The sequence below is a fragment of the Croceitalea rosinachiae genome, assembly GCF_031846445.1.
GTDB classification, from domain to species: domain Bacteria; phylum Bacteroidota; class Bacteroidia; order Flavobacteriales; family Flavobacteriaceae; genus Croceitalea; species Croceitalea rosinachiae.
Map to the genome: position 1 here is coordinate 593065 of NZ_JAVRHR010000001.1, position 26721 is coordinate 619785.

The following is a 26721-nucleotide window of genomic DNA, read 5'->3' on the forward strand; positions in this document are numbered from 1 at the left end:
GCTATTTCCAATTCTGCCCACTAAGCTTTAAAGCTGCTACCACAATATCTTTACGGCTTATTTGACCGACTAAAATATCATCTTTCATTACGGGCAATCTCCTTCTATTATGTCTATCAAAAACACCAGCTGCATCAAATATGCTCATATCATGAGGAATGGTTTCTACATTTTTGGTCATAAATCGCTCTACACTTTTATCTAGAATAGGTTGATTAAAATAACGGCTTTCCGAAATCTGTTTCATACAATCAGCTTCAGAAATAATTCCCACTAAAAATCCATTATTATCCATTACGGGGCCACCGGAAATCTTATATTTAGCAAAAGCTTCCATAACCTCTAAAATGGATTGATCTGGAGCAAACTTGACCAATTTTTTTGTCATGTAATCAGAAACCAAAATCGGCGCATCATAATCTTTCTTTGAATCGACCTTCGCTCTGGCCCCTTGAAAACTCTTGATTCCCATATCGCTTATATTATTAAGGGTTGGTTACCTAATATAATGAATTTTAATGAATTATCTAATTTTTAGGGCTTAAAGATGCGAACCCCTTATAATTTTATACATTTATGAGCCAACTAAAATCACTATGAATCTATCACGTACCATCGCTCTTTTTCTTGTCGCTCTTGCAGTCTATTGGAGTTTTAAATCGCTCATGCCCTCTTATAAAACCGGTCAAGAGGTAGCTACTGCTTCTTTTTCCGTTGACCGCGCACTAGAACATGTTAAAAATATATCTGCAGAGCCACATGCCGTAGGTTTTATAGGTCATGAAAGAACAGCTGCCTATATTATTGGTGAGTTAAATAAGATGGGGCTCCAAACTAGTATCCAAGAAGGCTATACAGCTGGTGACTGGGGCAATTTGAGCAAGGCCACCAATATCATTGCAAAAATAAAAGGAAAAGAATCAGGTAAATCATTGGTCTTAATTTCGCACTATGACAGTAGTCCGCATTCATCGTTTGGTGCTAGCGATGCTGGTAGTGGGGTAGCTACTATTTTAGAAGGGGTCAGCGCATTTTTAGCCCAGAATAAAACTCCAAAAAATGATATTATTATTTTAATTACCGATTCGGAAGAGTTAGGGTTAAATGGAGCAGATCTTTTTGTAAAAAAACATCCTTTAGCAAAAAATATAGGTTTAGTTTTAAACTTTGAAGCTCGTGGTAGTGGCGGTCCTAGTTATATGCTTATTGAGACCAATCGTGGTAACAGTAAGTTGATTGAGGAGTTCGTTAAGGCCAACCCCGATTATCCTGTTGCAAATTCATTGGCTTATAGTATATATAAAATGCTCCCCAATGACACTGATTTGACAGTCTTTAGGGAAGATGGTGATATTGAAGGTTTTAATTTTGCCTTTATAGATGACCACTTTGATTATCACACGGCCTTAGATACTTATGAGCGCCTTGACCGTAAGACTTTGGCCCATCAAGGCAGTTATTTAATGCCCCTTTTGGACCATTTTAGTGAAAATAGTCTTGATAACTTAAAAAGTTTGAATGACCATGTATACTTCAATATTCCATTTTTTAAACTGGTTTCCTACCCATTCGAATGGATTTGGCCCATGTTCGGACTGGCAGTTCTGCTGTTCATTATACTTGTAGGAGTCGGTTTAAAAAAGAAAGCTCTTGATTTAAAATCATTAGGTAAAGGTTTTGCACCGTTACTTCTTGTCCTGCTAATTAATAGCACATTTGGCTGGTTTAGTTGGTCAGCTTTGAAATGGTGGTACCCTGGTTATAAAGATATGCTCCATGGTTTCACCTATAATGGCCATTCTTATATTTTAGCTTTTGCATTATTTGCACTTTCAGTTTGCTTCTTTGTTTACAATAGATTTCGCAAAGTATCAACCCCTAACCTTCTAGTGGCGCCAATTTTTTTATGGTTGGTAATTTGTGGCTTAGTTTCGGTATATCTGCAAGGTGCAAGCTTTTTTGTAGTTCCTTTATTTGGTTTATTAGCTGCTTTTTTGGTCACTATAAACCAAGAAAAGCCGAGCTCATTTCTACTTTTGTTCTTAGCACTACCAGCAATTTTTATGTATGCTCCCTTTATCAAGATGTTCCCAGTCGGTTTAGGGCTTAAAATGATGGTCGCATCAACTGTTTTTGTAACGCTATTATACTTTTACTTACTACCCTTATTTGGATTATCAAAACATAAAATGCGATTTGGTATCATCACCATTTTATTTTACGTCGTAGTGAGCATCAGTGCGCATATTAATTCAGACTTTTCAGATGAACGCCCCAAACCGAGTAGTCTGTTATATGTTTATGACGCCGATGCCAAAAAGGCAAATTGGGCAACCTATGATAATGTTTTGATCGGGTGGAATTCGCAATACTTGGTTGAAACAGAAAATTCAACTCAAGATGATAGCACCAACAAAACTATAAGCAGTAAATACAGTACAGGTTTTACTTATACTTCAGATGCTCCAACAAAACCATTGCCAGAACCTGAAACTATTATAACAAGAGATACCATCGTTAATGAAAATCGTATGATCTCATTATGCATCACTCCAAAAAGAAACGTCAATAGATTGGAAGTTTTTACAAATGATATCAATATTAACAAAGCCACTGTTAATGGCATTGAGCTATCAGATTTTTATCTTCAAAATCGCAGAAATGGCAAATTGATAACCCATTACATAAGTAATAATGATTATACTGAAATAGAACTTGAGTTGGCCAAAGACAAGAAATTAGAACTTACGCTTTATGAAGCTGCAAATGACTTATTGACCAATAACCAGTTTTCAGTTCCGAAGCGTCCAAAAAATAGTATTCCTATGCCATTTGTTTTAAATGATGCTACTCTAATTATTAAAAAACTGACGTTTGAGTAAGAGTATCGGAATTCTCGGTTGTGGCTGGTTAGGAACACCTTTGGCAAAGAGCTTAATCGCAAAAGGAAATAGCATTAAGGGCACAACAACTTCAGAACATAAGCTTGAGTTTCTAAAAATGAAGGGGATTGTTCCCTATCAAATTACTTTGACTCAAAAGAAAGTAGAAGGTGATATTCAAAATTTTCTAATGGATTTAGAAGTTTTAATCATTAACATTCCTCCAGGTTTACGAAAAACAACTACCGGAAGTTTTGTCAAACGAATGGAAAAACTACTGGATTGTCTTAATAAGTCAAAAGTTAAACATCTCCTTTTTGTAAGTAGCACCTCTGTCTATGGTAATGTTGAAGGCGAGATAACGGAAGAAACAATTCCTGAGCCGATTACCGAATCGGGCAAACAACTTCTGATGGTAGAACAGAAATTAAAAAGCAATCAAACTTTTAGCACTACCATTATACGTTTTGGAGGTTTGATCGGTCCAAATCGACATCCCATAAATTATTTAAAAGGTAAAACTGGTTTAAAAAACGGAGAAGAACTCATAAACTTGATACATCTTAATGATTGTATATTAATGATAGAAACCATTTTGCAACATAACTATTGGGGTTTGGTTTTTAATGGCGTTTATCCTTATCACCCCACCAAAAAAAACTATTATACTGAAGAAGCAATAAAAAGACAATTGACTCCCCCTCAATTTTTAAATTCAAAAGAGAAAATTGTAAAAAAAGCTATTGAATGTCAGACTTTTTATGTTAAAAGTCACCAATTACTTACATCGATAGTATCTTAACACACCACAGAAAAGTGTTTTTTCACAACAATTAAGACTAATTTATGTTAATTAAACCATTGAAAATAAAGGGTTTATCGACGAAATACATACCTTTGATTCATCATTCAAAAATGTAGTTATGGAAAATTCAAGATTAAAGGGTAGAATTTTAATGGAAATTGAAAAAATTATTGCCAGAAGTAGTGCTAAAGGAAAAATGACCAAAAAAGTTCAAGATTTCCACGAGGCAATTATCAAGAAATATTACAATGCTTCAGATGCAAAAATTGATTATCATAGGCATCGGGTAAAAATGAATATCATTGTTGATGATACTGCTTATGACCCAAAAACTGCCAATATAAATTTAAAGACTTTGCACACCAACCTGTTTTTTAAAAATTTGCATATGTTTTTGAGGTCATGTATAGAAAAAGACACTAAAAGCCTTGCTTTTTATGCAAAACTAATTCGCGATTTCTCCAGCCGAGGTAACTATCAATTGGCATCCTATTAAAATTAAAAAAACTATATACTTATAAAAAGTGCCTTGGGCACCTTTTTTAGTTTAACGCTATGCTTTCAATGCTTTAGAACGAGTTTAACAATATACTATACTAAATTTTTATAGTTTTGCGCCACTTCTAAACGAAAATGAAAATGAAAAAAATAGTTTTACTGGTGATTTTGATAACCGGAGCATCATCATTCGGCCAGTCAAAAAGTGAAATGCAAGCACACTACGAAGCATTTTATAAAGAAATGCGCTTACAAGGTGATATTAATGGCGTCATCAATGCACTGACCCATTTAAATGTAATTGCACCTTCTCAAGAAAGACGTGACACCCTTTCATATGCATATATGAACAATGGTCAACATTTGCAAGCCCTAAATACCGTAGGAATCGAAAATAATCCAAACAGCTCGGATATTGCCGTTCAAGTAAAGGCAGTTTCTTTAAAAACCTTAAACCAACCAAAAAGGGCCATAGAACAATTTGAAATTTTATTTCAGCGCAATCCGAATGCTTATTTGGCCTATGAGCTAGCTGATTTAAAAATATTGACCGGCGATACTGCTGGAGCTGCGACCAACATTGAATATGGATTGGCTAATGCTAAAGATGACATGAAACATGCTTTTTACGAGCGTCAACAGCCTTACGAAGCTTCATTAAAAGCAGCTTTTCAACATCTGAAGGGCCTACTGGTATTCAATAATGACAAAACCAAGATTGATGAAGCGATTGGGCTCATGGATGAGGCTCTTAAAATTGACCCTAATTTTAATTTGGCAAGTTTGAGCAAACAGGCTTTGGTGTCCAAAAAAAATGACCCCGAGGCAGCGAAAAATTAAAGAATCAAGAATTAAAAAGGGGCTTGAAAAGCCTCTTTTTAATTCTTATATTTTTCTTTGAGCTTAGTGGTCAAAAGGCTATCCGAAACTTTCTTTAATGCAATCAGGTCTCCAACATTTTCATTGGGTACGGCAATGGACAACACATAGTGCGCTATTTTCCATTCCCCTTTTACTTTTTTAAGAACACCCGAACCTCGACATAACTTCATTTGGGTGTCCAACAATTCATCAAACCAAGCCAAATTTTTGGCCTCATCGAGATATACATTGCGCTCAACCGCAGCAAAACTCCAGGCTTTCCCCTTATTAAAATAGGGTTTTGAAAAGTTTCTGAATTCTTTGTTTTGCCAATTTTCGGTTGCATCGGTACCTAAAAACACCCCGTCCTCGGTCATCAGCTCAAAGTAAGTATCAAAATCAGCATCAGATGCGGCTTTGTGCCACGCATCCAAAACATTTTTGATCGTTGTTATTTCGTTTTGCTGAGCAAAAACCCCTAACGTAACGAAAAACACAAATAGCATTATAATTTTATTGCTCATCTAATATCAATTTAAGGTCTAATTTATTGTTTACAAGAACATTGAATTGCGCTCGCCACGCATTGTTAGCTTCCAACATCTGTTTCATAGGTTCGTTTACATCGGTGCGATCGGCAATACTTGATTTTATTTTTAGAAGATACGTTCTTAAAACCCGCTGCCTGCTTTTTATTTGCGGTTTGTCAAACGCTTCAGGGTAGTCTCCTTCCCGAAGGGACTTTTCTTTTTCCAAAAGATCATCAATGGCAAGAGCCAAGTCTTCGTTGTTAGAAGCTTTATTCATGACATTAAAACTACTTTGAAGCGCTTGAAACTCTTTCCAATTATTCAAAATCTCTTCAGCTTCAGCATTCACCTCTTGAGTTCTTGGCATATTCTGAAAAGAAAAAAATACCAATTCATTCTCATCGCCATTCGTTTCTTTAGCTTCTTTTTTGCACCCTAAAACCATCGTTAAAAAGATGACGACCACTAACAATTTCTGCATAAAACGAAAGTACAAATTTTAAGATAAGCTATATTTACATCGTATCTAATTAACTTCTTTTAAATGCAAAAATCTATTCTTATCATAGGTGCCTGTGGGCAAATAGGCACAGAACTGACCATGGCATTACGTGAACAATATGGCAATGATTCTGTGATTGCCAGTGATATTCGAGAAGGTAGCGATGGTTTAATGGATTCAGGACCTTTTGAGCTTTTAGATGCCACAAATTATGAAGCTATAGAAGATGTGGTCATGCATTATGAGATTGAAGAGATTTATTTAATGGCGGCGATGCTCAGTGCAACGGCAGAAAAGTTTCCTATGCGAGCTTGGAATCTTAATATGAATTCATTGTTCAATGTGCTCAACCTTGCCAAAGAAAAGAAAATAGATAAAATATTCTGGCCATCTAGCATTGCTGTTTTTGGTCCTAATACACCTAAAGATGAAACGCCACAACATACCCTAATGGAACCTAGCACCGTTTATGGTATTAGCAAACAGTCTGGAGAACGATGGTGTGAATATTACTTCAAAAAGTTTGGCGTAGATGTACGAAGCATTCGTTATCCAGGGTTGATAAGTTGGAAAACACAACCGGGTGGGGGCACCACAGATTATGCCGTAGAAATCTACCATGAAGCTATAAAAAATGGCAGGTACAAAAGCTTTCTGGCTAAAGGAACAAAATTACCCATGATGTTCATGGATGATGCCATTAGAGCAACCATCTCAATTATGGAGGTTAAACCGGAAAAACTGAGTATTCGTTCTTCCTATAATTTGTCAGCCATGAGTTTTGCCCCAGAAGAAATTGCCGAAAGTATTAAAAACCATTTTCCTGATTTTGAGATGTTCTATAATCCAGATTTTAGGCAGCAAATTGCTAACTCGTGGCCCAGTAGTATTGACGACTCAAAGGCCGTAGAAGATTGGTGGTGGGCACCTGAATTTAACTTAGAGAAGACTACTATGGAGATGTTGGAAAATTTGAGTAAGTAGTTAGTTATTAATGTCTGACTTTCCCCCTGTCTTTTTCAACAACTTTATCTGCTGAATTTCGATATTTTTATCAATAGGTTTTAGCATATCATACATATTAAGTGCCACCACACTTGCCCCATGCATGGCCTCTACCTCCACTCCCGTTTTGTAAAACGTCTTTACCGTTACTTTTACAATTATTTTCAAGCCTTCAATTTCATATTCGATTCCAGCAAATTCAATGGGTAGCGGATGACAATCTGGCAAGAGTTCGGGTGTTTTTTTTAGCCCCAAAAATCCTGCTGCCTTACTCATCGCAAACACGTCACCTTTGGGCACTGTTTTCTCTTCTATAGCCGTTATGGTTTTCTGTGAACCAACATTTACAATAGCCTGCGCAATAGCCGTTCGGTGTGAATTTTCTTTTTGGGTGATGTCAACCATGATTTATGTATTTACTTTCCATTGATAAGATTCGTCTTCAAACAATTCTTTACCAAAAACCGGGACTTCTTTTTTTATCTCTTCAACTACGTGATGCAACGCTTCAAAAACTGCTGCCCGGTGTGGAGATGAAACAAAAACAAACAAACAAATTTCTCCAACAGCAACTTGACCTAGACTATGATAAATATGCATACAGCTTAAATCAAATTTTGAAAAAGTTGCTTCTCGTATTTCATGAAATTTTTGGTTGGCCATACTTTCATACGCAGTGTATTCAATAGCACCTACTTTTTTGCCTTCAATTTCGTCAGCCCGTACTTGACCTAAAAAAATATCATGGGCGCCAATAGTGGTCTTTGATTGGTGTTTCTGAATAGAATTTGCAATAAATTCTGGGGTTATCGGCCCTTCAATAAAAACATTTTTAATTTTCTTTTCCATCTGCGGAAGTTTCAAACTAAGGTAAGGAAGAATTAAAACTTCGTACTTTTCTAATACGGTAAAAATATTAAATTTATCCTCTTTAAATTCTGGCCCCGTAGTTCAATGGATAGAATAGAAGTTTCCTAAACTTTAGATGCAAGTTCGATTCTTGCCGGGGCTACAAAATAGGAATGCAGAAACCTATGTAGTATGTTAAAAGCAAAGCTTTTGAATCGAGGTTTATACTGATCGCAGCCCAAGTGATTCAATAAATATGAAAATTATTGAAGATTAGTATTTAAGATTTTTATGATATCAATCGAAAATGCTTTGATAGGTGGCTTAAAAGTTCACAAATCGTCAACACTTTTTAGCACTCGAATTTCATAAACTGTTATTATACCGTGTAGTTGATATTTATATGTTTACTTAGCTCATAGCCCACCATGTTTACTCTTCCGTTTTGTACCAAAGTTTGAATTGTTCATTCAATAGGCCTACAGCCGGTTTTTTCCCTTTTTCAATTCCCTGAACGGCCAGTTTCAAAATTGCCCCATGAACAGGCTGATATATCATTATGAAGGCGGAACGTGCATATTGATTTCCACAGCGGGCGTCCCCACCTGATTCTTCGCCGGCTTTTAACGCAATCACAAGTCGCTCAGCTAAAGATTTGTCCCTGTTTTGGTTAAAAGCTTCGAATGCTTTTTTCACCACTTGCTCTCCGAGAAGGATATTGCCCATAACTGCAAAATCATCATCTATCATTTCACCGTTCCAATCCTTAATTTCAGTACCGGAATAGACCAGGGGGCTTGTCCCATCTTTTAATAGTATAACACCATATTGTTGTCGTTCCGGATCAAAGCGATCTGCCATCATGGCGTCCAATATTTCTTGGATTGAAGCATTGTTCTCCAAGAGTGAAACACCTTCCATTCTAGCAAAATAATTACTGGCCGCCTGTACTACAATGGCTCCTTTTCCTGGTTCTATTGAGGCTATTCCAGAAACGTCAAACGTGCAGGAAGCTCCTGCGATACCAATTTCTCCTGTTTTTCTGTCGACGGCTATTATTGACCAAGTGGCGTAACTGTTTGCATAAAAAAGCAGTATCAAAAGGACAGCGCAAAGTATTTTAATTTTTCTCATAGGTTTAGAATTTTGTAAGGAATCTATTTTCAAAAAATTGTCACTCTCCCATATTATTCAATTCTTCGCTAAACTTTTCAATGGCCAAGGCTTCTTCTTGATAATTCCGGTCAAGCAGCCAATATTTGAATTCTACCAAACACCAAGGCATGAAAAGATATTGCTCGGGGTTGTTTTCTTTTTCATGGAAATAAATCTCTTTGCACTCTTCTACGCCATCGGTTAAGATATGTTCGCTTAACTTCAAATGAATAGGGATTGCCCATGGAAGTAAGGGCTTTTCATCTAAAACCAATTCCAAAAAAGTGTCGGCAGAAATCCAACTTGGAAAGTAATCTCCATTGGTCATCACCACAATAGCCATAGATTTTTCTGGTAAAAAGGCAAAATGGGCTTTAAAACCGTCATCACCCCCATTGTGTTCATACTTTTTATAATCACCCAATGACCTTGAAAACCAACTAAGACAAATACTGTCTTTGTTACCAATGCTAACTTGTGGATTGATGAGTTGCTCATAGCTGCTTTCGTTAAATAGTTGTTTGCCCTTAATCTTCCCTTTATTCAAATACAATTGTGCCCATTTCATCATATCCTCAACATTGGATTGCAATGTAGAACTAGGGGCATGTATTCTGTTATACGGATAAATAGAACTTTCTTCCATTTTAAAAGTAGGGCCCAAAACATGGGGTTTGGTTGCAAGTTCCTCAGGAACATCTGGTTTGTAAAACGTGCTATTGATCATGCCCGCAGGTTCAAAAATGTGTTTTTTCATATAGTCCTCAAAAGTAGACCCGGAGACTTTGGCAATGACATCGGCCAGTATATCAAAGGCGGCATTACTGTAATCATAACTTGTGCCGGGGGCAAAGTCTAAAGAATCAGCAGAAAACTGGCGGATATACTTTTCAGCGGCAGCAGCGTCGTACTGGGGATTGTCCCATTCATAATCCTCTACATCGGCAATTCCAGAAGTATGGTTGAGCATTTGGCGTATTGTTATGTCTTTATAACGACTGTCGTTCATTTTAAAATAAGATAGATAGGCCACTAGGGGTTTATCCAAGTCTATTTTTCCTTTTTCCACAAGCTGCATTATGGCCGTGGCTGCAAAGGGCTTGGATACGGACGCCATATGAAAAACGGATTTTGTAGTGATCGCATCCTGAGAGTTTAGGCTTCGCACCCCAAACCCTTTAGCGTAAATTATGCTGTCGTCTTTTATTATTCCAACGGCTAGGCCCGGCAGTTTATAGGATTCTTTTTGCACAGACGCAAGGGAATCCAATGCCCTATGTATGGGACTCGGTGATGGTGTACTTTCTTTTTGTGTTTGGCAGCTTAGTACCAGTAAAGCTGTAACCAGTAAAATGACGAGAGTTTTCATGCTTTAGTTTTAATCGGTTTCTTGACAAAGATTTATCGTTTTGAATAAATGTTACACTAAGAGGCCAAATAATGAGTCCAACTGCGTGCAATGGGACTATTGCCTGTCTTTTTTATATTGAAATGGCGAAACCCCTAACTTGTTTTTAAAAATTCTATAAAAACTGCTCTTGGAATTGAATCCGCAACTGAGCCCAATAGCTGTGATGGTATATTTATAACTATCCGTAGATACCAGTCTTCTTTTGGCTTCCTCTACTCTGTACCCGTTAATGAAGTCATAGAAAGGGATTCCAAGTACATTGTTAAACAGAAAAGATAATCTTCGCGGGTGTATCTTTACTTTTTCGGACAACATGGACAACGTAAGATTGGGAATAAGAAAAGTTTTGTCGGTTTCTATAAGGGCCTTTAAGTGATTGGCCTCTTCTTTGTCCTTATTGGATACAACATCATACGGATGGGTATTTTCATCTAATGCAAGATCTGGGATAAATACGGTCAATTGTGAAAAGCCGTAGTACCCCACATAAACAATGGCCAATACGAGAAATACAAGAGTAATATAAGCGTCCCATTCCACATCATATCCAAAGTAAATCTCATTGACCGTAATGAGGAGATCTACAACCACAACTAATAGAAAACTTATCAGGAATTTTAGCAACCAAGAAAACCCTTCTTCGGTAATGGATGAGTAATGGATTTTCATCCTCTTTTTTGATTGAAAAAACAATTTTAGGGCAAGTATAAAATAAACAATACCGAAAACATCTTTGACCAAGGCCAAATTAATCATATTGTAAATTTTTATCGGGTAATGGAACAAGAGTTCACCCGATAAACTATTTAATAGCTCGGGGAAAGAATAAAATAGAACATAAATGATAAAAGGCATGAAATGTTTGCCATTCTTCCTAAAAAAAAAATTGTGGTCGAGAAAAATAGATTTCACATAGACATATACCAGTGGGGGGATGCAAAATCTAGCCCCATCTTCAAAAAAATATGTGATTATATAGCTGTATTTTAAGCCAAGAAGTCCAAAATAAAAATGGGAAATAACCACTAAAATATAAAGCCAAAAAACAATGAGTACCTTTTGGGGTAGTGCCTTGTTCCTTTTTCTAAAGAGATTGGCCAGCGCAATCAGGTTCAATACAATACCTGCTATTAGAATAAATTGTATGAGTTGTTCCATCACCAATCCAAATGTACCAGTTCAATTAATACCTTATACTTTTCGTCCACTCAACAAAAACAATTTGTAAATAAAAAGCTCTTGCGGTTTTTTAGAATCTCCTAAAAGTATAAAACCTCAATAAACTTTGGTATCTGAGAAAGAAGTTTGATTCTTGCCAAGACTACCAATTAAAAATTTGTTTTCTCAGCAAAAACCTTCTGCAGACTAATCCTGCTTAAAGGTTTATCAAAATAACCTGCTACCTTTTTATGTTCTTTAGCTATTGCCCTATCCTTAGCATTTACAAATGCAGATAACACGTATATTTTAGGAAAAGAAATTCTTTTGGTCAGCTTTTTTAAGTTTTCGAGGAACTGCCATCCATCCATATCATCCATGATAAGGTCTAGAAAGATCAGTGACGGCAAAGGTTCTTTATTGGCAACCAGCAAAGATGCTGCCTCTAGGGCTTCTTCTGCATTGGAGAACGTTTCAATCGCAAGTTGCTCATCGTATTGTTGAAGACAATACCTAGTAGCAAATTGTGAGACCATGTCGTCATCAATAATCCAAGTGGTGGTTCGCATGCGCATTATGCTTTGCTGACTAATACTAATCAACAATTAAGTTTACAAAACTAAGACCTTATGACCAGTGCCACGAATAATGTCGTTTTATGGTCAAAAGCCTCTGCATAACGTCAAAATCTATCGAAATATTGAGTCATACTGCTAATGTGGGAGTTTATTTTTTAGTAACCCATAAACAAAAGTACCTAGCAATGCCCCAAAAATAACCACAAGAATGGGAAGAAACCCTGCGCCAAGCAACGTATACATGGGCCCTGGGCAGGCACCAGCTAAAGCCCAGCCCAGCCCAAATAAAATTCCTCCAATAGCATAACGGGCAATCGACTTTTCTTTATCCGCGATTTTAATTTCTTCCCCAAATAACGATTTTTTATTGCCCCTCTTTATCCATTGCGTAAATAGAACCCCTAAAACCAATGCCGAACCAATAATACCGTACATATGAAAAGCGTCAAATTGAAACATCTCATAAATACGAAACCAAGAGGCTGCTTCTGATTTAAATAATACGATTCCAAAAAATATACCTACAATCAAATAAATTAAATCTCGCATATCTTAAAATAGTAATGGGAAAATAAAATGAATCATAAGCAATCCACCAGCGAAGAAACCGATAACGGCTATTAGAGAAGGTAGTTGTAAATTACTGAGCCCAGATATTGCATGCCCCGAGGTACAACCTCCAGCATATCGAGCGCCGAAACCAACCAAAAAACCTCCTAAAACTAAAATGAATAGCGTCTTAGGGTCAGAAAAAACCTCATTGGCAAAAAACTCAGTTGGCATATAAGAGCTGCCTGCACTATGAAACCCGAGCTGTTTTAATTTGGCAACGGTTTCTGTACTTATCGCAACCGACTCATCAATTGTGAGAAAATTAACTGCCACAAATCCGCCCATAATAACCCCTACCATAACAATGAGATTCCATCGTTGCGATTTCCAATCAAATCTGAAAAATTCAGCAGCCTTATCACCCCCAGCAATAGTACAAAGGGTTCTAAGATTAGAAGACATGCCGAAACGCTTACCGAGCATAATTAAAATTGCCATTGTAAAGGCAATTAAAGGGCCAGAAACATACCATGGCCAAGGTTTTAAAATACTATCCATACCTGAAATTTTTACAAAGAAAGGTCAACAATAAATCTAAGCTTATCGTTTTGACTACAAGCCTATTAATTTTTAACCTTACAAGTATTCAATCCGAAAATACGGTACAATGGGCAAATACTAATAAAACTGGTCAAAATGAATATCCCTGAAAGCGCTAATAATGCGTATGCCAAAGTGCCCTCAATTACTTGGAAGTAGTATAAGGTAATAATGCTTAGCGCTATAACAAAACGGATAATGCGGTCTACACCGCCCATATTTTTTTTCATAATTAGTTTTTTAAATTTTCAATGGTAACCACAATAAGAGTTATAAAAGCCATACAGCTGATACAAATCAATATTAATTTGTGCCACTTTTTTAATTTCATGGTCAAATCTAAAGTTCTTTAAACAAAAGAGTTGTAACCTTAGTTACATAGGGATCGTAATTTTTATCTTATTTTTAAATTTCAACTTTAAATCCATGAACCGAAGAAAATTTGCTTCAAAACTGACTCTGGCCACCATTTCTGGAGTTTTGGGCACTAAGTTAGTCTTTGGTAATCAAATGCCACGGCACTATATTCCTTTAGGTTTACAAGACCCAGACCCTTTTAAACTGTTTCAAAAGGATAGCGAAATGGTATTGCTCAATGATAAGCCATGGAATATGGAAGCGCAGGCGCATTTGTTGAACGATAAGGTCACCCCAAACAAGTTTATGTTCATTCGCAACAATGGTCAAATTCCTGAAAAGATTGAAGGTAAATCTTGGACATTAACCATTAATGGGGAATCCGTAAAACAAAAAAAAGAGTATTCGCTTGCTGAATTAAAATCTAAGTTTAAAAATTATACCTATCAATTGACCTTAGAATGCGGGGGTAACGGACGAAGTGAATTTAATCCGCCAGCAAAAGGAAACCAATGGACCATCGGTGCTGTTTCCTGTGCTAATTGGACTGGTGTTCGCCTGAAAGATGTGTTGGAAGATGTTGGCATAAAATCAGATGCGGTTTATATTGGCTATCATGCTGCCGACACCCATTTGAGTGGTGATTCCAAAAAAGAGCCCATTTCTCGCGGTGTGCCAATCGAAAAAGTTATGCAAGAAGAAACTTTATTGGCTTTTGAAATGAATGGCAAGCCCATTCCCATAGCTCATGGATTTCCTTTGCGATTAGTTTGTGGGGGCTGGCCAGCTTCTGCATCAGGTAAATGGATACATACGATAAGTGTTAGAAACCAAGTTCACGATGGTGCTAAAATGGGCGGTACCTCTTACCGTGTTCCCTGTGAAACAGTTGCTCCTGGAAGTAAGGTTGAAGATGCTAATATGTGCATTATAGAATCGATGCCCGTCAAATCATTGATTACATCCCCTAAAAGTGGGGCACTTGTCAAAAAAAGAAACACTGTTACGATAAATGGACATGCTTGGGCTGGAGAGTTACAGGTTTCGAAGATGGAATGCTCCATTGATTTTGGAAGTACTTGGCAAACTTGCCACCTAGAGCAGCCTATGAATCGATTGGCATGGCAACACTTTAAGGTCGCCATCGATTTTCCAAAAAAAGGATATTATGAAATTTGGGCAAGGGCAACCGATGAAAATGGAAAAAGTCAGCCTATGGTTTTGCCCGGATGGAATCCAAAAGGATATTTAAATAATGCTTGCCATCGAATTGCCATTAAAGTTGTTTAAAGATGAAAAACAATTTTCAAAAACAGGTAAAGCTGCTTAGTGGTGTATTGAGTATTTTTTTAGTGCTGATTTTTATACTGTTTGTTGGATTATTCTATTTAAAAAATAACCCTAGTTTTTTACAACCAGAACTTGAAGAAGAATTGGTTGAAATTTCTAAAGAAGAAAACGACCAAATTGAAAATGGTATTCATGTGCAAACCGGGTTTATTGATGATGAGCATATGGATTTAGTGATTCAAAATTGTACCAGTTGTCACTCAGCCAAATTGGTCACTCAAAACAAAATGAGTGAAGAGGGTTGGAAAGCGACCATAAAATGGATGCAGGAAACTCAAAACCTTTGGGACTTAGGGCCAAATGAAGCCAAAATAGTGAGTTATCTAGCTAAAAATTATGCGCCGGAAGCCAAAGGACGAAGAGCAAATCTTGAGGTTGTTGAATGGTATGAACTGAAGTAATTTAAAATGGAAAAATATCTAGATGCATTCACCTCTGGGTTTTTAGGAACGGTTAATTGGACATGGAAATCCATTGTTTTTGAGGCGCCTTGGTACACCAATTATTTTTGGGGTTTGATTGTTATCTCTCTTGTTATATGGAGCTTAGAAATTATTTTTCCATGGCGAAAAGAACAGTCTGTCTTTAGAAAAGACTTTTGGTTAGATGCCTTCTATATGTTCTTTAACTTCTTTCTTTTTGCCTTAATCATCAATGGAGTTTACAAAGCTCTAGAAGCTATTTTTAACGATTTCGGCATTACAGCAACGAGTTTGGCGATTCTTGATTTTTCTGCTTGGCCACAATGGGCTCAATTATTGGTCTTCTTTATCATTCTTGATTTTGTGCAATGGTTCACCCATATCATGCTGCATAAGTTTCCTGTACTATGGCAATTTCATAAAATTCACCATAGTGTAAAAGAAATGGGGTTTGCCGCCCACCTTCGCTACCATTGGATGGAAAACATTTTGTACAAACCCTTAAAAACCTTTGGTGTAATGTTGCTTGGCGGATTTGAACCAGAACAAGCCTATATAGTTCATTTTGCAGCTATCACAATTGGCCATTTGAACCATGCCAATATTAAACTCACCTACGGCCCATTAAAATATGTATTTAATAACCCGGTGATGCATTTATACCATCACGCTTATCAACTTCCTAAAGGAAAATTTGGCGTGAATTTTGGAATAAGCCTTAGCTTATGGGATTATCTTTTTAGCACGCATTACGTGCCTGAAGATAGCGGTACAATACCCTTAGGCTATCAAGGTGATAATCAAATGCCAACAAGCTTTTTGAGGCAACTATTTTATGGCTTCAAAAAAGGAGATTAAACCGGATTCGTTACGCTAATATTTGACTTATCAATTCGTTCGCCTGTATTACACCGATTGCCTCCATACTTGTTTTCCTCCCTTAAACAGCATAAATGTTGGAACCCCCCGAACCTTATATTTTGAAGCCAAGGCTTGATTTTTGTCAACATCAATTTTAACAATTTTAGCCGTATCACCTAATTTTGCTTTTACATCAGCCAAAATAGGCATCATTGTTTTACAAGGTCCGCACCATGTAGCATAAAAGTCAATTAAGACTGGCCTTTCATCAGAGATTATATCTTCAAAACTTGCCATAATCTTAATCTTCCGTTACCCAATCATTATAACCGCCAGAATAGTCGTACAGTTTAGTAAAACCATTCTCTTCAAGCAGTTTCGCGGCTCTATTACTTCGCCCACCCATTTTACAATATAAATAAATTGGCGCATCTTTATCTAAGTGATCAATTTGTTTCAAAAAACTTTCGCTATTAATGATATTATAATTTACAGCATTACCTATATGACCAGCTTCGTATTCTTCTGGTGTACGAACATCAACAAGCTGCACTTTCTTACCAATGACCTCAGCTTTAAGCATGGCCTTATTGATGACAATAATACTTTCTTTATTCACTTGCTTTTTAGGTTGCTCTTGACAAGAAAGTGCACAGCTAAAGAACACTACCAAACTAATAACGGTTAATAATGATCTCATTAAAGTTTTATTTTAAAGTCGTTGGACAAACAAAATCAGTAACCAGTATGCCCGCCTTTTTAATAGCACCAAAACCACCAGCTACATCCACTAAATTATGAATACCACGACTCTTAAGAATAGAAGCGGCAATCATACTACGATAACCTCCAGCGCAATGCACGTAAAAAGTTTCTTTCTCTGGAAATTGGGCCAAATGGTCATTTAAAAAATCCAGTGGGGTCAGGCTTGCATTTTCAATATGCTCTGCACTAAATTCAGATTCTTTTCTAACGTCAAAAACGGGAATTTCAACTTCTAACCTTTCTTTAAAGACCTCGGCAGAAATACTTTTTACGGCATCCACTTCTTTACCTGATTTTTTCCATGCTTCAATGCTACCCTCTAAATATCCTAAAGTACCATCAAAACCAACACGGCTTAATCTGGTTATGGCTTCTTCTTCTTTACCAGCATCAGCAACCAAAAGTATGGGTTGTTTTACATCAGCTATTAAAGCACCTACCCAAGGAGCGAAGCTTCCCTTTAATCCTATAAAAATTGATCTCGGAATATGAGCTTTTGCAAAATCATCTTGATGGCGCACGTCTAAAACTACTGCTCCGGTTTCATTAGCCGCCGTTTCAAAAGCTTCTGGTGTAAGCGCTGTGACCCCTCGCTCAATTACCTCATGAATGTCGTCATAACCTTCCTTATTCATTTTAACATTCAAGGGGAAGTATTGCGGGGGTGGCAAAAGTCCGTCCGTTACCTCAGCTACAAATTCCTCTTTGGTCATATTGGCGCGTAAGGCGTAGTTCATTTGTTTCTGATTGCCCAGTGTGTCGACTGTCTCTTTCATCATATTTTTACCACAGGCGGAACCTGCGCCATGAGCAGGGTAGACAATTACATCATCGGCTAAAGGCATGATTTTGGTTCGCAAACTATCGAAGAGCAGACCAGCCAAATCTTCTTGAGTCATGGAAGCTGCTTTCTGTGCTAAATCTGGACGACCCACATCACCCAAAAACAAGGTGTCTCCGCTAAAAATTGCATGGTCCCTTCCATTTTCATCCCTTAAAAGATAGGTGGTACTTTCCATGGTATGACCAGGAGTGTGCAAAACTTTAATGGTCAGTTTCCCCAATTGAAATTCTTGCTCATCTTTTGCTACCAAAACTTCATAAGAAGGATTCGCATTTGGTCCGTATACAATGGTTGCGCCAGTCTCTTTTGCTAGCGTCACATGACCACTAACAAAATCGGCGTGAAAATGTGTTTCAAAAATATATTTGATTTTGGCGTTATCTCGAGCGGCCCTTTCCAAATAGGGCTCAACCTCTCTCAAAGGGTCAATAATGGCAACTTCGCCTTCACTTTCAATGTAGTATGCTCCTTGAGCCAAGCATCCGGTATATATTTGTTCAATATTCATCTCGTCAATTTCTTGTCAAATTTATTGATTGTCAATGTAATTTCTTGCAACCTATGTTACACTACTTATATTGCAGTGAAACTTTTTCTTGTAAAGCTGTCCTTTCCATTTTTTTTAAACAATCTTCATAAGCTTCGGCTGTGCGAACGTATACGTTTTCTTTTCCAATCACATTTAAAAAACCGCTCTTTTGAAGGATATCCCTAATCGGACCAATAGCACCAGCGATTTTAAAAACAATTCCTGCTTCTTTCAAATTTTCTACAGTTTTTTCTAATTGGTTTAAAGCCGTATTGTCAATATAGTTTACCGGTTCTGCATTTAAAATCACATATTTTAAACCATCGCCTTTTAATGAAACTTCTTTCATCAACTGACTTTTGAAATACTGGACATTGGCAAAAAACAGTTGCGCATCAAATCGTATCATTAAAATCTCATCATGCACTTCTACATCTTCAGGAAATCGTTTTAGATTCTTAAAGTATTCCATCCCTTTTATTTTACCTAATACAGCAATATGCGGTCTAGAAATTCTGTATACCAATAACAAAAGTGAAAATAAGACTCCAAAAATGATTCCTTGAGAAATTCCGATGAGAAGAGTGGTTAAAAAAGTTACTAGAAACAGATAAAACTCATCTTTACGCTGGGCCCACAATTGCTTTGGGTATTTTAAATCAATAAGTCCATAAACGGCCAGTATAATAATGGCTCCTAAGACCGATTTAGGCAAGTAATAAAAAAATGGAGTTAAAAAGAGCAACGTAACGCCTACAACAACCACACTTATCAAAGAAGCAATTCCTGTCTTCGCCCCTTCATCAACATTTACTGCAGTTCTAGACAGTCCTGCATTTGCTGGAAATGATTGAAAAAAAGAACCTATAATATTTGAAAGTCCCAAAGCACGAAGTTCTTGATTGGGCTCTGTAAAATATTCTTGACTTTTATCTTCAACTGCCTTAGCAATGGTCATAGCTTCCGCAAATGCAATAAATGCTAATGCCATCGCCGTCGGAAATGCCCGGACCATCATATCGACATTCAATTCTGGTATTAAAAATGCTGGCAAGCCTTGAGGTATTTGCCCAACAATATGTACATCGGTATCATTGACCATAAATAGATAAATACCGACAATAGCAAGAATAACAACTACCATGGCTGCAGGAAGTTTTCGGTGTAATTTTTTCAATCCTAAAATGACCAGAACAGCAGCAACACCAATAGTCAAGTCATAAAAATTAGTTTCACTGATTTGACTAAAAATAGCTTGAAGTGTTTTCACCGTATTATTCGTGCTAATTTCGAGTCCAAAAAAATGTTTCAACTGACTTACTCCAATCACCAATGCCGCAGCCGAGGTGAATCCGCTTACTACAGGGCGTGACAAAAAATTAGATAAAAATCCTAAGCGCATGAAGCCCATCACCAATTGAATAACCCCAACAAACAATGCTAAAAAGATAGCCATGCTGATGTAATCTGTAACATTCGCAATTTTCATTGCAGCTAAGCTCGAAGCAACAATTAAAGAATCGAGCGCGACAGGACCAACGGCCAATTTTCTACTTGAACCTGTAAAAACATAAATGAGATTGGGAACTAATGCGGCATAAAGCCCATAAATTGGGGGTAATCCCGCAATAAGTGCATATGCCATTCCTTGCGGAATCAACATGATTCCAACAGTAATTCCTGCAGAGAAATCTCCAGCCAAATACGATTTCTTATACTTGGGCAACCACTCTAAAATTGGAAAATAGCGTTTTAGCATGTACACAAAGATACTATGCATTTGCGGTTTCGAATGTATCCTTGGTTGCAGAGCTTAAAAATTGATAAGCTTAATTTGATTGCGGTGTATTTTAATTTTACCTAGGTGTTCTAATTTTTTCAACAACCTAGAAATAACCACTCGTGAACTGTGCAGATCATCAGCAATCTCTTGATGGGTATTCACAATGATTTTAGAACTAGAAATTCTTGACTTCTCTTCAAGATATTCGACCAAACGCTGATCCATGTTCTTAAAAGCAATACTGTCCACGGTTGTCAACAATTCATTCAATCGATTATGATAACTGTCGAAAACAAAGTTTCTCCACGATCTGTATTTGGCCGTCCACTCTTCCATCTTTCTTACAGGCAGCATTACTAATTCGACATCCGTTTCTGCAATTGCTCGAATCTCACTTTGGGTGTCTCCTAAACAACAGGCCATAGTCATACTGCAGGTATCGCCTCTTTCTAAGTAGTAAAGCAATAACTCATCGCCTTCATCATCTTCGCGTAAAATTTTGATAGCTCCAGAAAGTAGTAGGGGCATTCCCCTGACGTACTGACCTATTTCAATAATTTTTTCTCCTTCAGATACTTTTGTCAAGTTTCCGACTTCAGCTATTTCTGCAAAAAGATCAGGTTCAAAAATGGTTCCGAAACTTGATTGAAGACTATTTAGCATCATATGTAAAAGTATTAATTCTTAATCTCTACCACCGATATAGAATAGGTTTTAAAGTTAAAAACTAAAGTTTGCTAATCGTATGTCTTCGATTAATAAGTTATAGAGGCTAATTTGTTGAACTCACCCATTTTCTGAATTCTGGTGTTCTTCTATTTGAACTATAGAAGGTTTTTCCTGGAAGAATAGTTGAAATTTTGAGTCTATTCTTAATATGAGGGGTATATTCTTTTATAAAATTTATATTCACTATCTCACTGCGGTTAATTTGAAAAAAAGAATTTTCATTAAGCTTTGATTTTATGTTTTTAAGTGATGTGTTTATAATGTGTCTACGATTATCATCATCAATTGCGACAATAAAGTCTCCCTGGGCCTGAAAACAAACTACATTTACTGTTTTAAGTATAAAAACACTTTTGCTTTTTTTAATTAAAAATGTTTCTTGCATACTATGCTTTGTTAATCTATTACTTATTATATGAGACTCAGATATTTTTGATTGAAGTATCTGATTTTCTTTTTTAAGTTTGAAAACCCGCTCATGATTAATCCACCAATCCCAAAAAAACCTATAAACAAATGACCAAAAAAATGCATTTAGTATCATGACATTTAATGGGCCAAAAATCAAACTATTATCTCCTAAAAACTCTGAAGTAAATTTTAGAATAAATGGACTTTGCAAGGCAATAAGAAGCGAAAAAATAAAAGCCCTAATAAGTTCAAACAAAGTAATTGACCCAATTAAAATTACCAGGTAATATGGCCATCCTCTCTTATTAAAATATTTAGGTAAAAGCCAAAATGCATTTCCAATAAATATTAAAGGAAACGCAATTGCAATATGAGGAGCAACCGATTCTGGTAAGAATTTTTCTGCGACCCAACTAGATGTCCAATTGACATTAATTGTCATGAAATAAATAACCCATAAAAGAATTTGAACTAATAATTCTTTATTGGGCTTATATCCTTTTGAAAATAGTATGGTCGGATTTAGTTGAAGGTACATAGTTTAATAACGAACAAAGTGAATACTTGTAACAAAGACTTCTTTCTATTTCTTGCCTTATTCAACCATATTTCTTACCCAGTTCACAGAATTTCAACCATTTAGATGTAACGAATAGATAAATTTATCGTGCTATATAATAGTATGAGAAAGTCAATTGTTACTTCTATGTTGTGTTTATCCGTTGCGCTAATATCTTTTATGATTGATTTAAAAACGGTCGGAAAGCTATATGTGAAGCATTATGCCTGTACTATAAAAATCACATCCTTACCAATAAGACAAAAAATATCTAAGTATAGCTCCCTTTTAAGTGATAAAGAGCTTAAGGAAATACAAAAACTAAAAAAGGACCTCTGTAAAAATTAAAATATGTTAGAAATACAAAACCTTAGCAAAACCTATAAGAATGGAACTTGTGCACTAAACAATGTAAATATTAACATTGGAAAAGGGATGTTCGGTCTTTTAGGCCCAAATGGAGCCGGCAAATCCACTTTAATGCGGATAATGGCTACTCTTCAAATGCCCGATTCTGGTTTTTTAAACTTTGAGGGGATTTCAGTTCTTAATACTCCGATTGAGCTACAAAAAATTCTTGGATACCTCCCACAATCTTTTGGTGTATATCCAAAAATATCTGCAGAGAAGTTGCTAGATTATTTTGGACTATTAAAAGGTATTTCATCAAAAGGTGAACGTCAAAAAATAGTACAACATGTTTTGGAGCTTACCAATCTTTTTGAAGTCAGAAAAAAAAGTGTTAGCGGTTATTCGGGCGGAATGAAACAACGTTTTGGTATTGCCCAATTATTATTGAACAATCCAAAATTAATTATTGTTGACGAACCCACTGCAGGTCTTGACCCTGGAGAACGCAACCGTTTTTTAAATGTATTAAGGGAAGTCGGTTCAGAGAATACAGTCATATTCTCGACCCATATCGTTGATGATGTTAGTGAACTCTGTAATGATATGGCCATTATAAATAAAGGAGAAATTCTAAAACACAATACTCCTAAACAACTCATAAAAAAGATAACCAATAAGGTTTGGACAAAAAATATTGCCACCGATGCTATCGAGCGATATCAAGAAAACTACCATCTGCTTTCTTCAGGATTTAATGCAGATAATTCTATGAATATCAGAATTTACGCCAATAACGAACCAGAAGATGGTTTTGTGCATGCAACCGCCAATCTTGAAGATGTTTATTTCTTATCCCTAAACCCAAACAAGAAACAATAAACAAGACAAACTATGTTTCTAAACATCTTCTTTTTTGAGTTCAAAAATTGGTTAAAAAAACCTATTCTGTATTTCTATGGAATTACATTTTTTTCCATCGCTTTTATAGCTTTTGTAGGCAGCGCAGGCTTATTTGATGAACCAATCAAAAATGGTGGTTTGCATAAGTTGGTGAATTCCCCATTGGAAGTAAACAAGACCATACATTATTTTAACAAGCTTTTAATGTTCTTACTTCCAGCTATTATAGGTGCCAGCATCAATAATGATTTTAAGAACAATACCCACTCCATACTTTATAGCTATCCATTAAAAAAATGGCAGTACATCTTAGCAAAATTTTTTAGTAGTCTTACCATAACAATTCTAATTGCCTCGACCATTTATATTGCATTTGTAATTGGTGAGCATATTCCCGGACTCCAAAAAGAAAGACTAGCAGATTTTAGATGGCTTCCATACCTTAAAGCCTTTTTTTTATTCACGCTACCTAACCTATTATTTTATGGAGTTATTGTCTTCTGCATTACACTGTTATCAAGAAATATCTATGCTGGTTTTATCACAGTAATCCTTCTCTTTCTTGGTCAAAGCATTACTGAGAACGTATTTGATGGAAATGGAATTTTAATTGGCCTATTTGATCCTTTTGGCGAAAACACTGTGAACTTTATTTCGAGGTTTTGGACAATACAGGAGCAAAATCATTCGTCAATTCCAGTTTTTGGGCTTATTGCTTATAATAGATTGTTCTGGTTTTTCGTGGCTACTATCACTTTTTATTTTACAGTGAAAAAATTCATGCTCTCTCAGTATTCCAGTTTAAATTCATTTTTACCAAGAATTAAACCCAATAGTTCAATAGCACACAAATCAATCCATAACAACAAGTCAGCTCTTATTCAAGTATCGTATAATTTCAATTTGACTTCTCAATTGAAAAAAAGTTGGGCACTATCAATTGCTGACTTATTGTTAATTGCTAAAAGCTGGATTTTTTATTGTATTCTTTTGCTAGGTTTATTAGTGCTTGTTTTTATTGTTGGCAGGGTTACAAATGCTCAAGAAATTGCGATTTTACCCGTGACTGGTGTTGTAATTACCTTACCAGCATTTTTCTACACTACCATAGTTATGCTCTTGACATTTATTTATAGTGGCATGCTGATAAATAGAGGCAAGGTTTCTGGAATGAATCAATTGATAGATGCAACACCATCTAAAAATTGGGTTTTTGTTTTCTCCAAACTATTGGCGATAATGAAAATGCAAATCATTCTCTTGTTTATTATGATGGTCGCCGGGATACTTATTCAATTGTACAATGGCTTTTGCGATTTTCAAATAGGCATCTATCTTTTTCATCTTTTCGTGGTTCAATTTTCGGCACTATTAATTTGGGCGCTTATCTCTCTTTTTGTTCATACCGTAATTGGCAATCTGTTTTTAGGGATATTCTTGCTCATTCTAGTTTGGCTAGGGGTTTCTGGAATACAACAACTGGGTGTTACTGAAAGATTGCTATTGTTCAATTTTTCTGAGCCGATTGCTTACTCTGATATTTCTGGCTATCAAAATACGCTAAAAGCATACTTTCTTCAAAAATGCTATTGGCTATTTTTTGGTTTGGCACTTATGGTGCCCACTTATCTTTTTTGGCAAAGAGGTTGGTATGATTCATTCTTAAGTAGATTCACTAAAAAAAAGTTTTTTGGACGTGGTGCCAAAATCGCACTTGTCTGTTGTCTTACCTGTCTTTTTCTTTTTGGACTTAGGATTAAAAATGAAGAATGGAAAAGTCAATCAGTTAGCACAAGCGAGCAAAATGAAAGTTTTGAAAAATTTAAGAACAATTTTAATCAATTCAAGAGTATTTTTATTCAACCACAGATTACCAAAGTTGACCTTCAGGTAGCTATCTACCCTAAAAACGGTGCGCTTCAAATTGAAGGAAAATTCTTGCTGGTCAACAACTCAGAACAATTCATTGATACTTTACTGATCAAAAACGGATTCAACGAGACCACTACTTTTGACATAAACACCCCATTCAATATCATCAAAAAGGATGACTATGTAAAGTTCTACGCGCTAAAACTAAAACAACCTATGCTACCCAAAGACAGTTTGTTCTTTACTTTTTCGTTAAAAGGTGTAAACAGAACCACTTTCAATAATAAATCAAGAGTGGAACAGAACGGCACTTTCTTTAAAAATGACATCCTCCCAAGATTTGGTTATTTCTTAAATGATGATTCTGCAAGCCCTTCTGATAGTATTTCGCTATCAACAAGTTATTATACTCAAGGGGCCGATATGGTTTCCTTTAACGCTTTAATATCTACTTCCGAAGGGCAAATAGCTATAGCACCTGGGAATCTTGTAAAAGATTGGGTTTTTGAAAAACGCCATTACTTTCAATATAAAAGCGATCAAAAGATTCGTAATTCATATAGTTTTAGCTCAGGAGATTATGAACTAAAAACCGATAAAAACCTAAATACTTTTTATCATAAAACTCACCATTATAATATTGATAATATGATAGAGGGTGTAAAAGCATCAATAGAATTCAATTCCAAAAACTTTGGAGATTATGGGTTTAAGGAAACCAATATTGTTGAGTTTCCAATGCACATGGGATCATATGCCACTGCATTTTCAAACTGCATTCCCACTTCTGAAATGCGATTTATTGGCAATTCTAAAAATAGCGCCATTGATTTGGCATTTTATACGTTAGCACATGAGATGACCCATTATTGGTGGGGAAATCAATTAAGCCCTGCCAATGCCAAAGGAGCTGTAATGCTATCAGAAAGTATAACAGAATATTTAACCTTAAATATTTTTAGAAAATCTTTTGGACACGAAAAAGCACTTCGCTTTTTAAAAAAACAGCGAGAGCGATATCTATATGGCAGAACCAGCACAACTATCAAAGAATCTCCATTAACTCATGTTCAAAGCACACAACAATACCTTTCTTACGGTAAAGGGGCAATTGCATTCAATGCTTTGAGCCATCATATTGGAAAACAAAAAACACATTTAACCTTAAAAGAATTTTTTGACGAATTCAAAAATAAAAATGCCCCTTATCCCACTTCTTTACAATTGGTTGAAAGGTTTAAAAAAGTAACTCCAGATTCTTTACAGTATATTATTGAAGATTTATTTGAGACAGTGACCTTTAATAATTTAAGTATCGTTCATGCTGAGAAAAATGAAGAAAAACAAGTTTTGGTTCAATTTGAAATGTCAAAATACCGTGGGCAAAACTCTCAAAAAGAACATTCATTATGCGATTTTATAGAAATCGGATTTTATGATGCCAATGAAAAATTGATTTTGCTAGAGAAGGTGTTGATAACCAGCAAAAAAAACGAACTCGTTTTTAAACTTGAAAAGGAATGTTCGAAAATCATTTTGGATCCTAATATTTTGACCATCGATAAAAATATTAAGAATAATATTTTCGAGTTCTAAGTAATT

28 protein-coding genes and 1 tRNA gene are annotated in these 26721 nt (G+C 36.0%); 11 read left to right on the forward strand and 18 right to left on the reverse strand.

Features of this window, described 5'->3' with window-relative positions; all coding sequences use genetic code 11:
* Position 1 precedes the first annotated feature (1 nt).
* Positions 2-472, reverse strand: coding sequence for a CBS domain-containing protein (locus RM706_RS02685; RefSeq protein ID WP_311349479.1), 471 nt, complete (start codon positions 470-472; stop codon positions 2-4).
* Positions 473-596: 124 nt separating this feature from the next.
* Between RM706_RS02685 and RM706_RS02690 the strand changes: the two genes are divergently transcribed.
* From RM706_RS02690 to RM706_RS02705, 4 genes are all read left to right on the forward strand, one after another.
* On the forward strand, positions 597-2882 hold the full coding sequence (locus RM706_RS02690; RefSeq protein WP_311349480.1) for a M28 family peptidase: 2286 nt from the start codon (positions 597-599) through the stop codon (positions 2880-2882).
* The gene (locus tag RM706_RS02695; RefSeq protein WP_311349481.1) at positions 2875-3684 is read left to right on the forward strand and encodes an NAD-dependent epimerase/dehydratase family protein; all 810 of its coding nucleotides are present in this window, start codon (positions 2875-2877) and stop codon (positions 3682-3684) included. Before RM706_RS02690 ends, RM706_RS02695 begins: the two co-directional genes overlap by 8 nt.
* Before the next feature lie 121 nt (positions 3685-3805).
* Positions 3806-4183, forward strand: coding sequence for a hypothetical protein (locus RM706_RS02700; protein WP_311349482.1), 378 nt, complete (start codon positions 3806-3808; stop codon positions 4181-4183).
* A gap of 143 nt (positions 4184-4326) precedes the next feature.
* Entirely contained in the window at positions 4327-5025 is a 699-nt protein-coding gene (locus RM706_RS02705) for a tetratricopeptide repeat protein (RefSeq protein ID WP_311349483.1), read from the forward strand.
* Positions 5026-5063: 38 nt separating this feature from the next.
* Here the strand turns inward: RM706_RS02705 and RM706_RS02710 are convergent, their stop codons facing one another.
* Positions 5064-5570 carry a nuclear transport factor 2 family protein gene (locus tag RM706_RS02710; protein WP_311349484.1) on the reverse strand — a complete coding sequence of 169 codons (507 nt, stop codon included), beginning with the start codon at positions 5568-5570 and terminating at the stop codon, positions 5064-5066.
* Positions 5560-6057 carry a hypothetical protein gene (locus RM706_RS02715; protein WP_311349485.1) on the reverse strand — a complete coding sequence of 166 codons (498 nt, stop codon included), beginning with the start codon at positions 6055-6057 and terminating at the stop codon, positions 5560-5562. Before RM706_RS02715 ends, RM706_RS02710 begins: the two co-directional genes overlap by 11 nt.
* 63 nt (positions 6058-6120) lie before the next feature.
* Between RM706_RS02715 and RM706_RS02720 the strand changes: the two genes are divergently transcribed.
* Positions 6121-7062 (forward strand): NAD-dependent epimerase/dehydratase family protein, encoded by a 942-nt coding sequence (locus RM706_RS02720; protein WP_311349486.1) that lies wholly within the window; start codon positions 6121-6123, stop codon positions 7060-7062.
* On the opposite strand, the gene moaC is transcribed toward RM706_RS02720, so the two are convergent.
* Positions 7063-7488, reverse strand: coding sequence for a cyclic pyranopterin monophosphate synthase MoaC (moaC, locus tag RM706_RS02725; protein WP_311349487.1), 426 nt, complete (start codon positions 7486-7488; stop codon positions 7063-7065).
* Positions 7489-7491: 3 nt separating this feature from the next.
* Positions 7492-7932, reverse strand: coding sequence for a molybdenum cofactor biosynthesis protein MoaE (locus tag RM706_RS02730; protein ID WP_311349488.1), 441 nt, complete (start codon positions 7930-7932; stop codon positions 7492-7494).
* 91 nt (positions 7933-8023) lie between these two features.
* Between RM706_RS02730 and RM706_RS02735 the strand changes: the two genes are divergently transcribed.
* A tRNA-Arg gene (locus RM706_RS02735) sits at positions 8024-8095 on the forward strand.
* A gap of 269 nt (positions 8096-8364) precedes the next feature.
* Here RM706_RS02735 and RM706_RS02740 read toward each other — a convergent pair.
* The 7 genes from RM706_RS02740 to RM706_RS02770 all read right to left on the reverse strand — a co-directional run bounded on the left by RM706_RS02740 (position 8365) and on the right by RM706_RS02770 (position 13616).
* A complete protein-coding gene (locus RM706_RS02740; RefSeq protein WP_311349489.1) occupies positions 8365-9033 on the reverse strand; it encodes a DUF1028 domain-containing protein in 669 nt (222 codons plus the stop codon).
* Between the two features lie 73 nt (positions 9034-9106).
* Entirely contained in the window at positions 9107-10456 is a 1350-nt protein-coding gene (locus tag RM706_RS02745) for a serine hydrolase domain-containing protein (protein ID WP_311349490.1), read from the reverse strand.
* A 96-nt stretch (positions 10457-10552) separates the two neighbouring features.
* On the reverse strand, positions 10553-11254 hold the full coding sequence (locus RM706_RS02750; RefSeq protein ID WP_311349491.1) for a helix-turn-helix domain-containing protein: 702 nt from the start codon (positions 11252-11254) through the stop codon (positions 10553-10555).
* A 572-nt stretch (positions 11255-11826) separates the two neighbouring features.
* Complete coding sequence (locus RM706_RS02755) at positions 11827-12225, reverse strand: response regulator (RefSeq protein WP_311349492.1); 399 nt, start codon at positions 12223-12225, stop codon at positions 11827-11829.
* Between the two features lie 144 nt (positions 12226-12369).
* Positions 12370-12783: a YeeE/YedE family protein gene (locus tag RM706_RS02760; RefSeq protein ID WP_311349493.1), complete on the reverse strand. Its 414-nt coding sequence runs from the start codon at positions 12781-12783 to the stop codon at positions 12370-12372.
* Positions 12784-12786: 3 nt separating this feature from the next.
* On the reverse strand, positions 12787-13344 hold the full coding sequence (locus RM706_RS02765; RefSeq protein WP_311349494.1) for a YeeE/YedE family protein: 558 nt from the start codon (positions 13342-13344) through the stop codon (positions 12787-12789).
* Positions 13345-13409: 65 nt separating this feature from the next.
* Positions 13410-13616: a YgaP family membrane protein gene (locus RM706_RS02770; RefSeq protein WP_311349495.1), complete on the reverse strand. Its 207-nt coding sequence runs from the start codon at positions 13614-13616 to the stop codon at positions 13410-13412.
* A 196-nt stretch (positions 13617-13812) separates the two neighbouring features.
* Here RM706_RS02770 and RM706_RS02775 point away from each other — a divergent pair, with 196 nt between their 5' ends.
* Genes RM706_RS02775 through RM706_RS02785 form a run of 3 tightly spaced genes read left to right on the forward strand, consistent with a single transcriptional unit; the run spans position 13813 to position 16373 of the window.
* On the forward strand, positions 13813-15033 hold the full coding sequence (locus RM706_RS02775) for a sulfite oxidase (protein WP_311349496.1): 1221 nt from the start codon (positions 13813-13815) through the stop codon (positions 15031-15033).
* A gap of 2 nt (positions 15034-15035) precedes the next feature.
* Positions 15036-15494, forward strand: coding sequence for a monoheme cytochrome C (locus RM706_RS02780; protein ID WP_311349497.1), 459 nt, complete (start codon positions 15036-15038; stop codon positions 15492-15494).
* Positions 15495-15500: 6 nt separating this feature from the next.
* Positions 15501-16373, forward strand: coding sequence for a sterol desaturase family protein (locus RM706_RS02785; protein ID WP_311349498.1), 873 nt, complete (start codon positions 15501-15503; stop codon positions 16371-16373).
* 48 nt (positions 16374-16421) lie between these two features.
* On the opposite strand, the gene trxA is transcribed toward RM706_RS02785, so the two are convergent.
* From trxA to RM706_RS02815, 6 genes are all read right to left on the reverse strand, one after another.
* Positions 16422-16673 carry a thioredoxin gene (gene trxA / locus RM706_RS02790; RefSeq protein ID WP_311349499.1) on the reverse strand — a complete coding sequence of 84 codons (252 nt, stop codon included), beginning with the start codon at positions 16671-16673 and terminating at the stop codon, positions 16422-16424.
* A 4-nt stretch (positions 16674-16677) separates the two neighbouring features.
* Entirely contained in the window at positions 16678-17076 is a 399-nt protein-coding gene (locus RM706_RS02795; RefSeq protein ID WP_311349500.1) for a rhodanese-like domain-containing protein, read from the reverse strand.
* Positions 17077-17083: 7 nt separating this feature from the next.
* A complete protein-coding gene (locus tag RM706_RS02800; RefSeq protein WP_311349501.1) occupies positions 17084-18493 on the reverse strand; it encodes an MBL fold metallo-hydrolase in 1410 nt (469 codons plus the stop codon).
* Between the two features lie 61 nt (positions 18494-18554).
* The gene (locus RM706_RS02805; RefSeq protein ID WP_311349502.1) at positions 18555-20294 is read right to left on the reverse strand and encodes a SulP family inorganic anion transporter; all 1740 of its coding nucleotides are present in this window, start codon (positions 20292-20294) and stop codon (positions 18555-18557) included.
* Positions 20295-20327: 33 nt separating this feature from the next.
* The gene (locus RM706_RS02810) at positions 20328-20960 is read right to left on the reverse strand and encodes a Crp/Fnr family transcriptional regulator (protein ID WP_311350448.1); all 633 of its coding nucleotides are present in this window, start codon (positions 20958-20960) and stop codon (positions 20328-20330) included.
* A 109-nt stretch (positions 20961-21069) separates the two neighbouring features.
* Positions 21070-21879: a LytR/AlgR family response regulator transcription factor gene (locus tag RM706_RS02815; RefSeq protein ID WP_311349503.1), complete on the reverse strand. Its 810-nt coding sequence runs from the start codon at positions 21877-21879 to the stop codon at positions 21070-21072.
* 468 nt (positions 21880-22347) lie between these two features.
* On the opposite strand from RM706_RS02815, the gene RM706_RS02820 reads away from it, so the two are divergent.
* Together RM706_RS02820 and RM706_RS02825 are read left to right on the forward strand one after the other, a co-directional pair.
* A complete protein-coding gene (locus RM706_RS02820) occupies positions 22348-23226 on the forward strand; it encodes an ABC transporter ATP-binding protein (RefSeq protein ID WP_311349504.1) in 879 nt (292 codons plus the stop codon).
* Positions 23227-23238: 12 nt separating this feature from the next.
* Entirely contained in the window at positions 23239-26715 is a 3477-nt protein-coding gene (locus tag RM706_RS02825) for a M1 family aminopeptidase (RefSeq protein WP_311349505.1), read from the forward strand.
* Positions 26716-26721: the final 6 nt, after the last annotated feature.

Bases quoted from the DNA above. Each gene is read 5' to 3' on its own strand.
- RM706_RS02685 (WP_311349479.1), bottom strand. From the start codon at position 472: ATGGGAATCAAGAGTTTTCAAGGGGCCAGAGCGAAGGTCGATTCAAAG.
- RM706_RS02690 (WP_311349480.1), top strand. From the start codon at position 597: ATGAATCTATCACGTACCATCGCTCTTTTTCTTGTCGCTCTTGCAGTC.
- RM706_RS02700 (WP_311349482.1), top strand. From the start codon at position 3,806: ATGGAAAATTCAAGATTAAAGGGTAGAATTTTAATGGAAATTGAAAAA.
- RM706_RS02705 (WP_311349483.1), top strand. From the start codon at position 4,327: ATGAAAAAAATAGTTTTACTGGTGATTTTGATAACCGGAGCATCATCA.
- RM706_RS02710 (WP_311349484.1), bottom strand. From the start codon at position 5,570: ATGAGCAATAAAATTATAATGCTATTTGTGTTTTTCGTTACGTTAGGG.
- RM706_RS02715 (WP_311349485.1), bottom strand. From the start codon at position 6,057: ATGCAGAAATTGTTAGTGGTCGTCATCTTTTTAACGATGGTTTTAGGG.
- RM706_RS02720 (WP_311349486.1), top strand. From the start codon at position 6,121: ATGCAAAAATCTATTCTTATCATAGGTGCCTGTGGGCAAATAGGCACA.
- moaC (WP_311349487.1), bottom strand. From the start codon at position 7,488: ATGGTTGACATCACCCAAAAAGAAAATTCACACCGAACGGCTATTGCG.
- RM706_RS02730 (WP_311349488.1), bottom strand. From the start codon at position 7,932: ATGGAAAAGAAAATTAAAAATGTTTTTATTGAAGGGCCGATAACCCCA.
- RM706_RS02745 (WP_311349490.1), bottom strand. From the start codon at position 10,456: ATGAAAACTCTCGTCATTTTACTGGTTACAGCTTTACTGGTACTAAGC.
- RM706_RS02750 (WP_311349491.1), bottom strand. From the start codon at position 11,254: ATGATTAATTTGGCCTTGGTCAAAGATGTTTTCGGTATTGTTTATTTT.
- RM706_RS02755 (WP_311349492.1), bottom strand. From the start codon at position 12,225: ATGCGAACCACCACTTGGATTATTGATGACGACATGGTCTCACAATTT.
- RM706_RS02760 (WP_311349493.1), bottom strand. From the start codon at position 12,783: ATGCGAGATTTAATTTATTTGATTGTAGGTATATTTTTTGGAATCGTA.
- RM706_RS02765 (WP_311349494.1), bottom strand. From the start codon at position 13,344: ATGGATAGTATTTTAAAACCTTGGCCATGGTATGTTTCTGGCCCTTTA.
- RM706_RS02770 (WP_311349495.1), bottom strand. From the start codon at position 13,616: ATGAAAAAAAATATGGGCGGTGTAGACCGCATTATCCGTTTTGTTATA.
- RM706_RS02775 (WP_311349496.1), top strand. From the start codon at position 13,813: ATGAACCGAAGAAAATTTGCTTCAAAACTGACTCTGGCCACCATTTCT.
- RM706_RS02780 (WP_311349497.1), top strand. From the start codon at position 15,036: ATGAAAAACAATTTTCAAAAACAGGTAAAGCTGCTTAGTGGTGTATTG.
- RM706_RS02785 (WP_311349498.1), top strand. From the start codon at position 15,501: ATGGAAAAATATCTAGATGCATTCACCTCTGGGTTTTTAGGAACGGTT.
- trxA (WP_311349499.1), bottom strand. From the start codon at position 16,673: ATGGCAAGTTTTGAAGATATAATCTCTGATGAAAGGCCAGTCTTAATT.
- RM706_RS02795 (WP_311349500.1), bottom strand. From the start codon at position 17,076: ATGAGATCATTATTAACCGTTATTAGTTTGGTAGTGTTCTTTAGCTGT.
- RM706_RS02800 (WP_311349501.1), bottom strand. From the start codon at position 18,493: ATGAATATTGAACAAATATATACCGGATGCTTGGCTCAAGGAGCATAC.
- RM706_RS02805 (WP_311349502.1), bottom strand. From the start codon at position 20,294: ATGCATAGTATCTTTGTGTACATGCTAAAACGCTATTTTCCAATTTTA.
- RM706_RS02810 (WP_311350448.1), bottom strand. From the start codon at position 20,960: ATGCTAAATAGTCTTCAATCAAGTTTCGGAACCATTTTTGAACCTGAT.
- RM706_RS02815 (WP_311349503.1), bottom strand. From the start codon at position 21,879: ATGACAATTAATGTCAATTGGACATCTAGTTGGGTCGCAGAAAAATTC.
- RM706_RS02820 (WP_311349504.1), top strand. From the start codon at position 22,348: ATGTTAGAAATACAAAACCTTAGCAAAACCTATAAGAATGGAACTTGT.
- RM706_RS02825 (WP_311349505.1), top strand. From the start codon at position 23,239: ATGTTTCTAAACATCTTCTTTTTTGAGTTCAAAAATTGGTTAAAAAAA.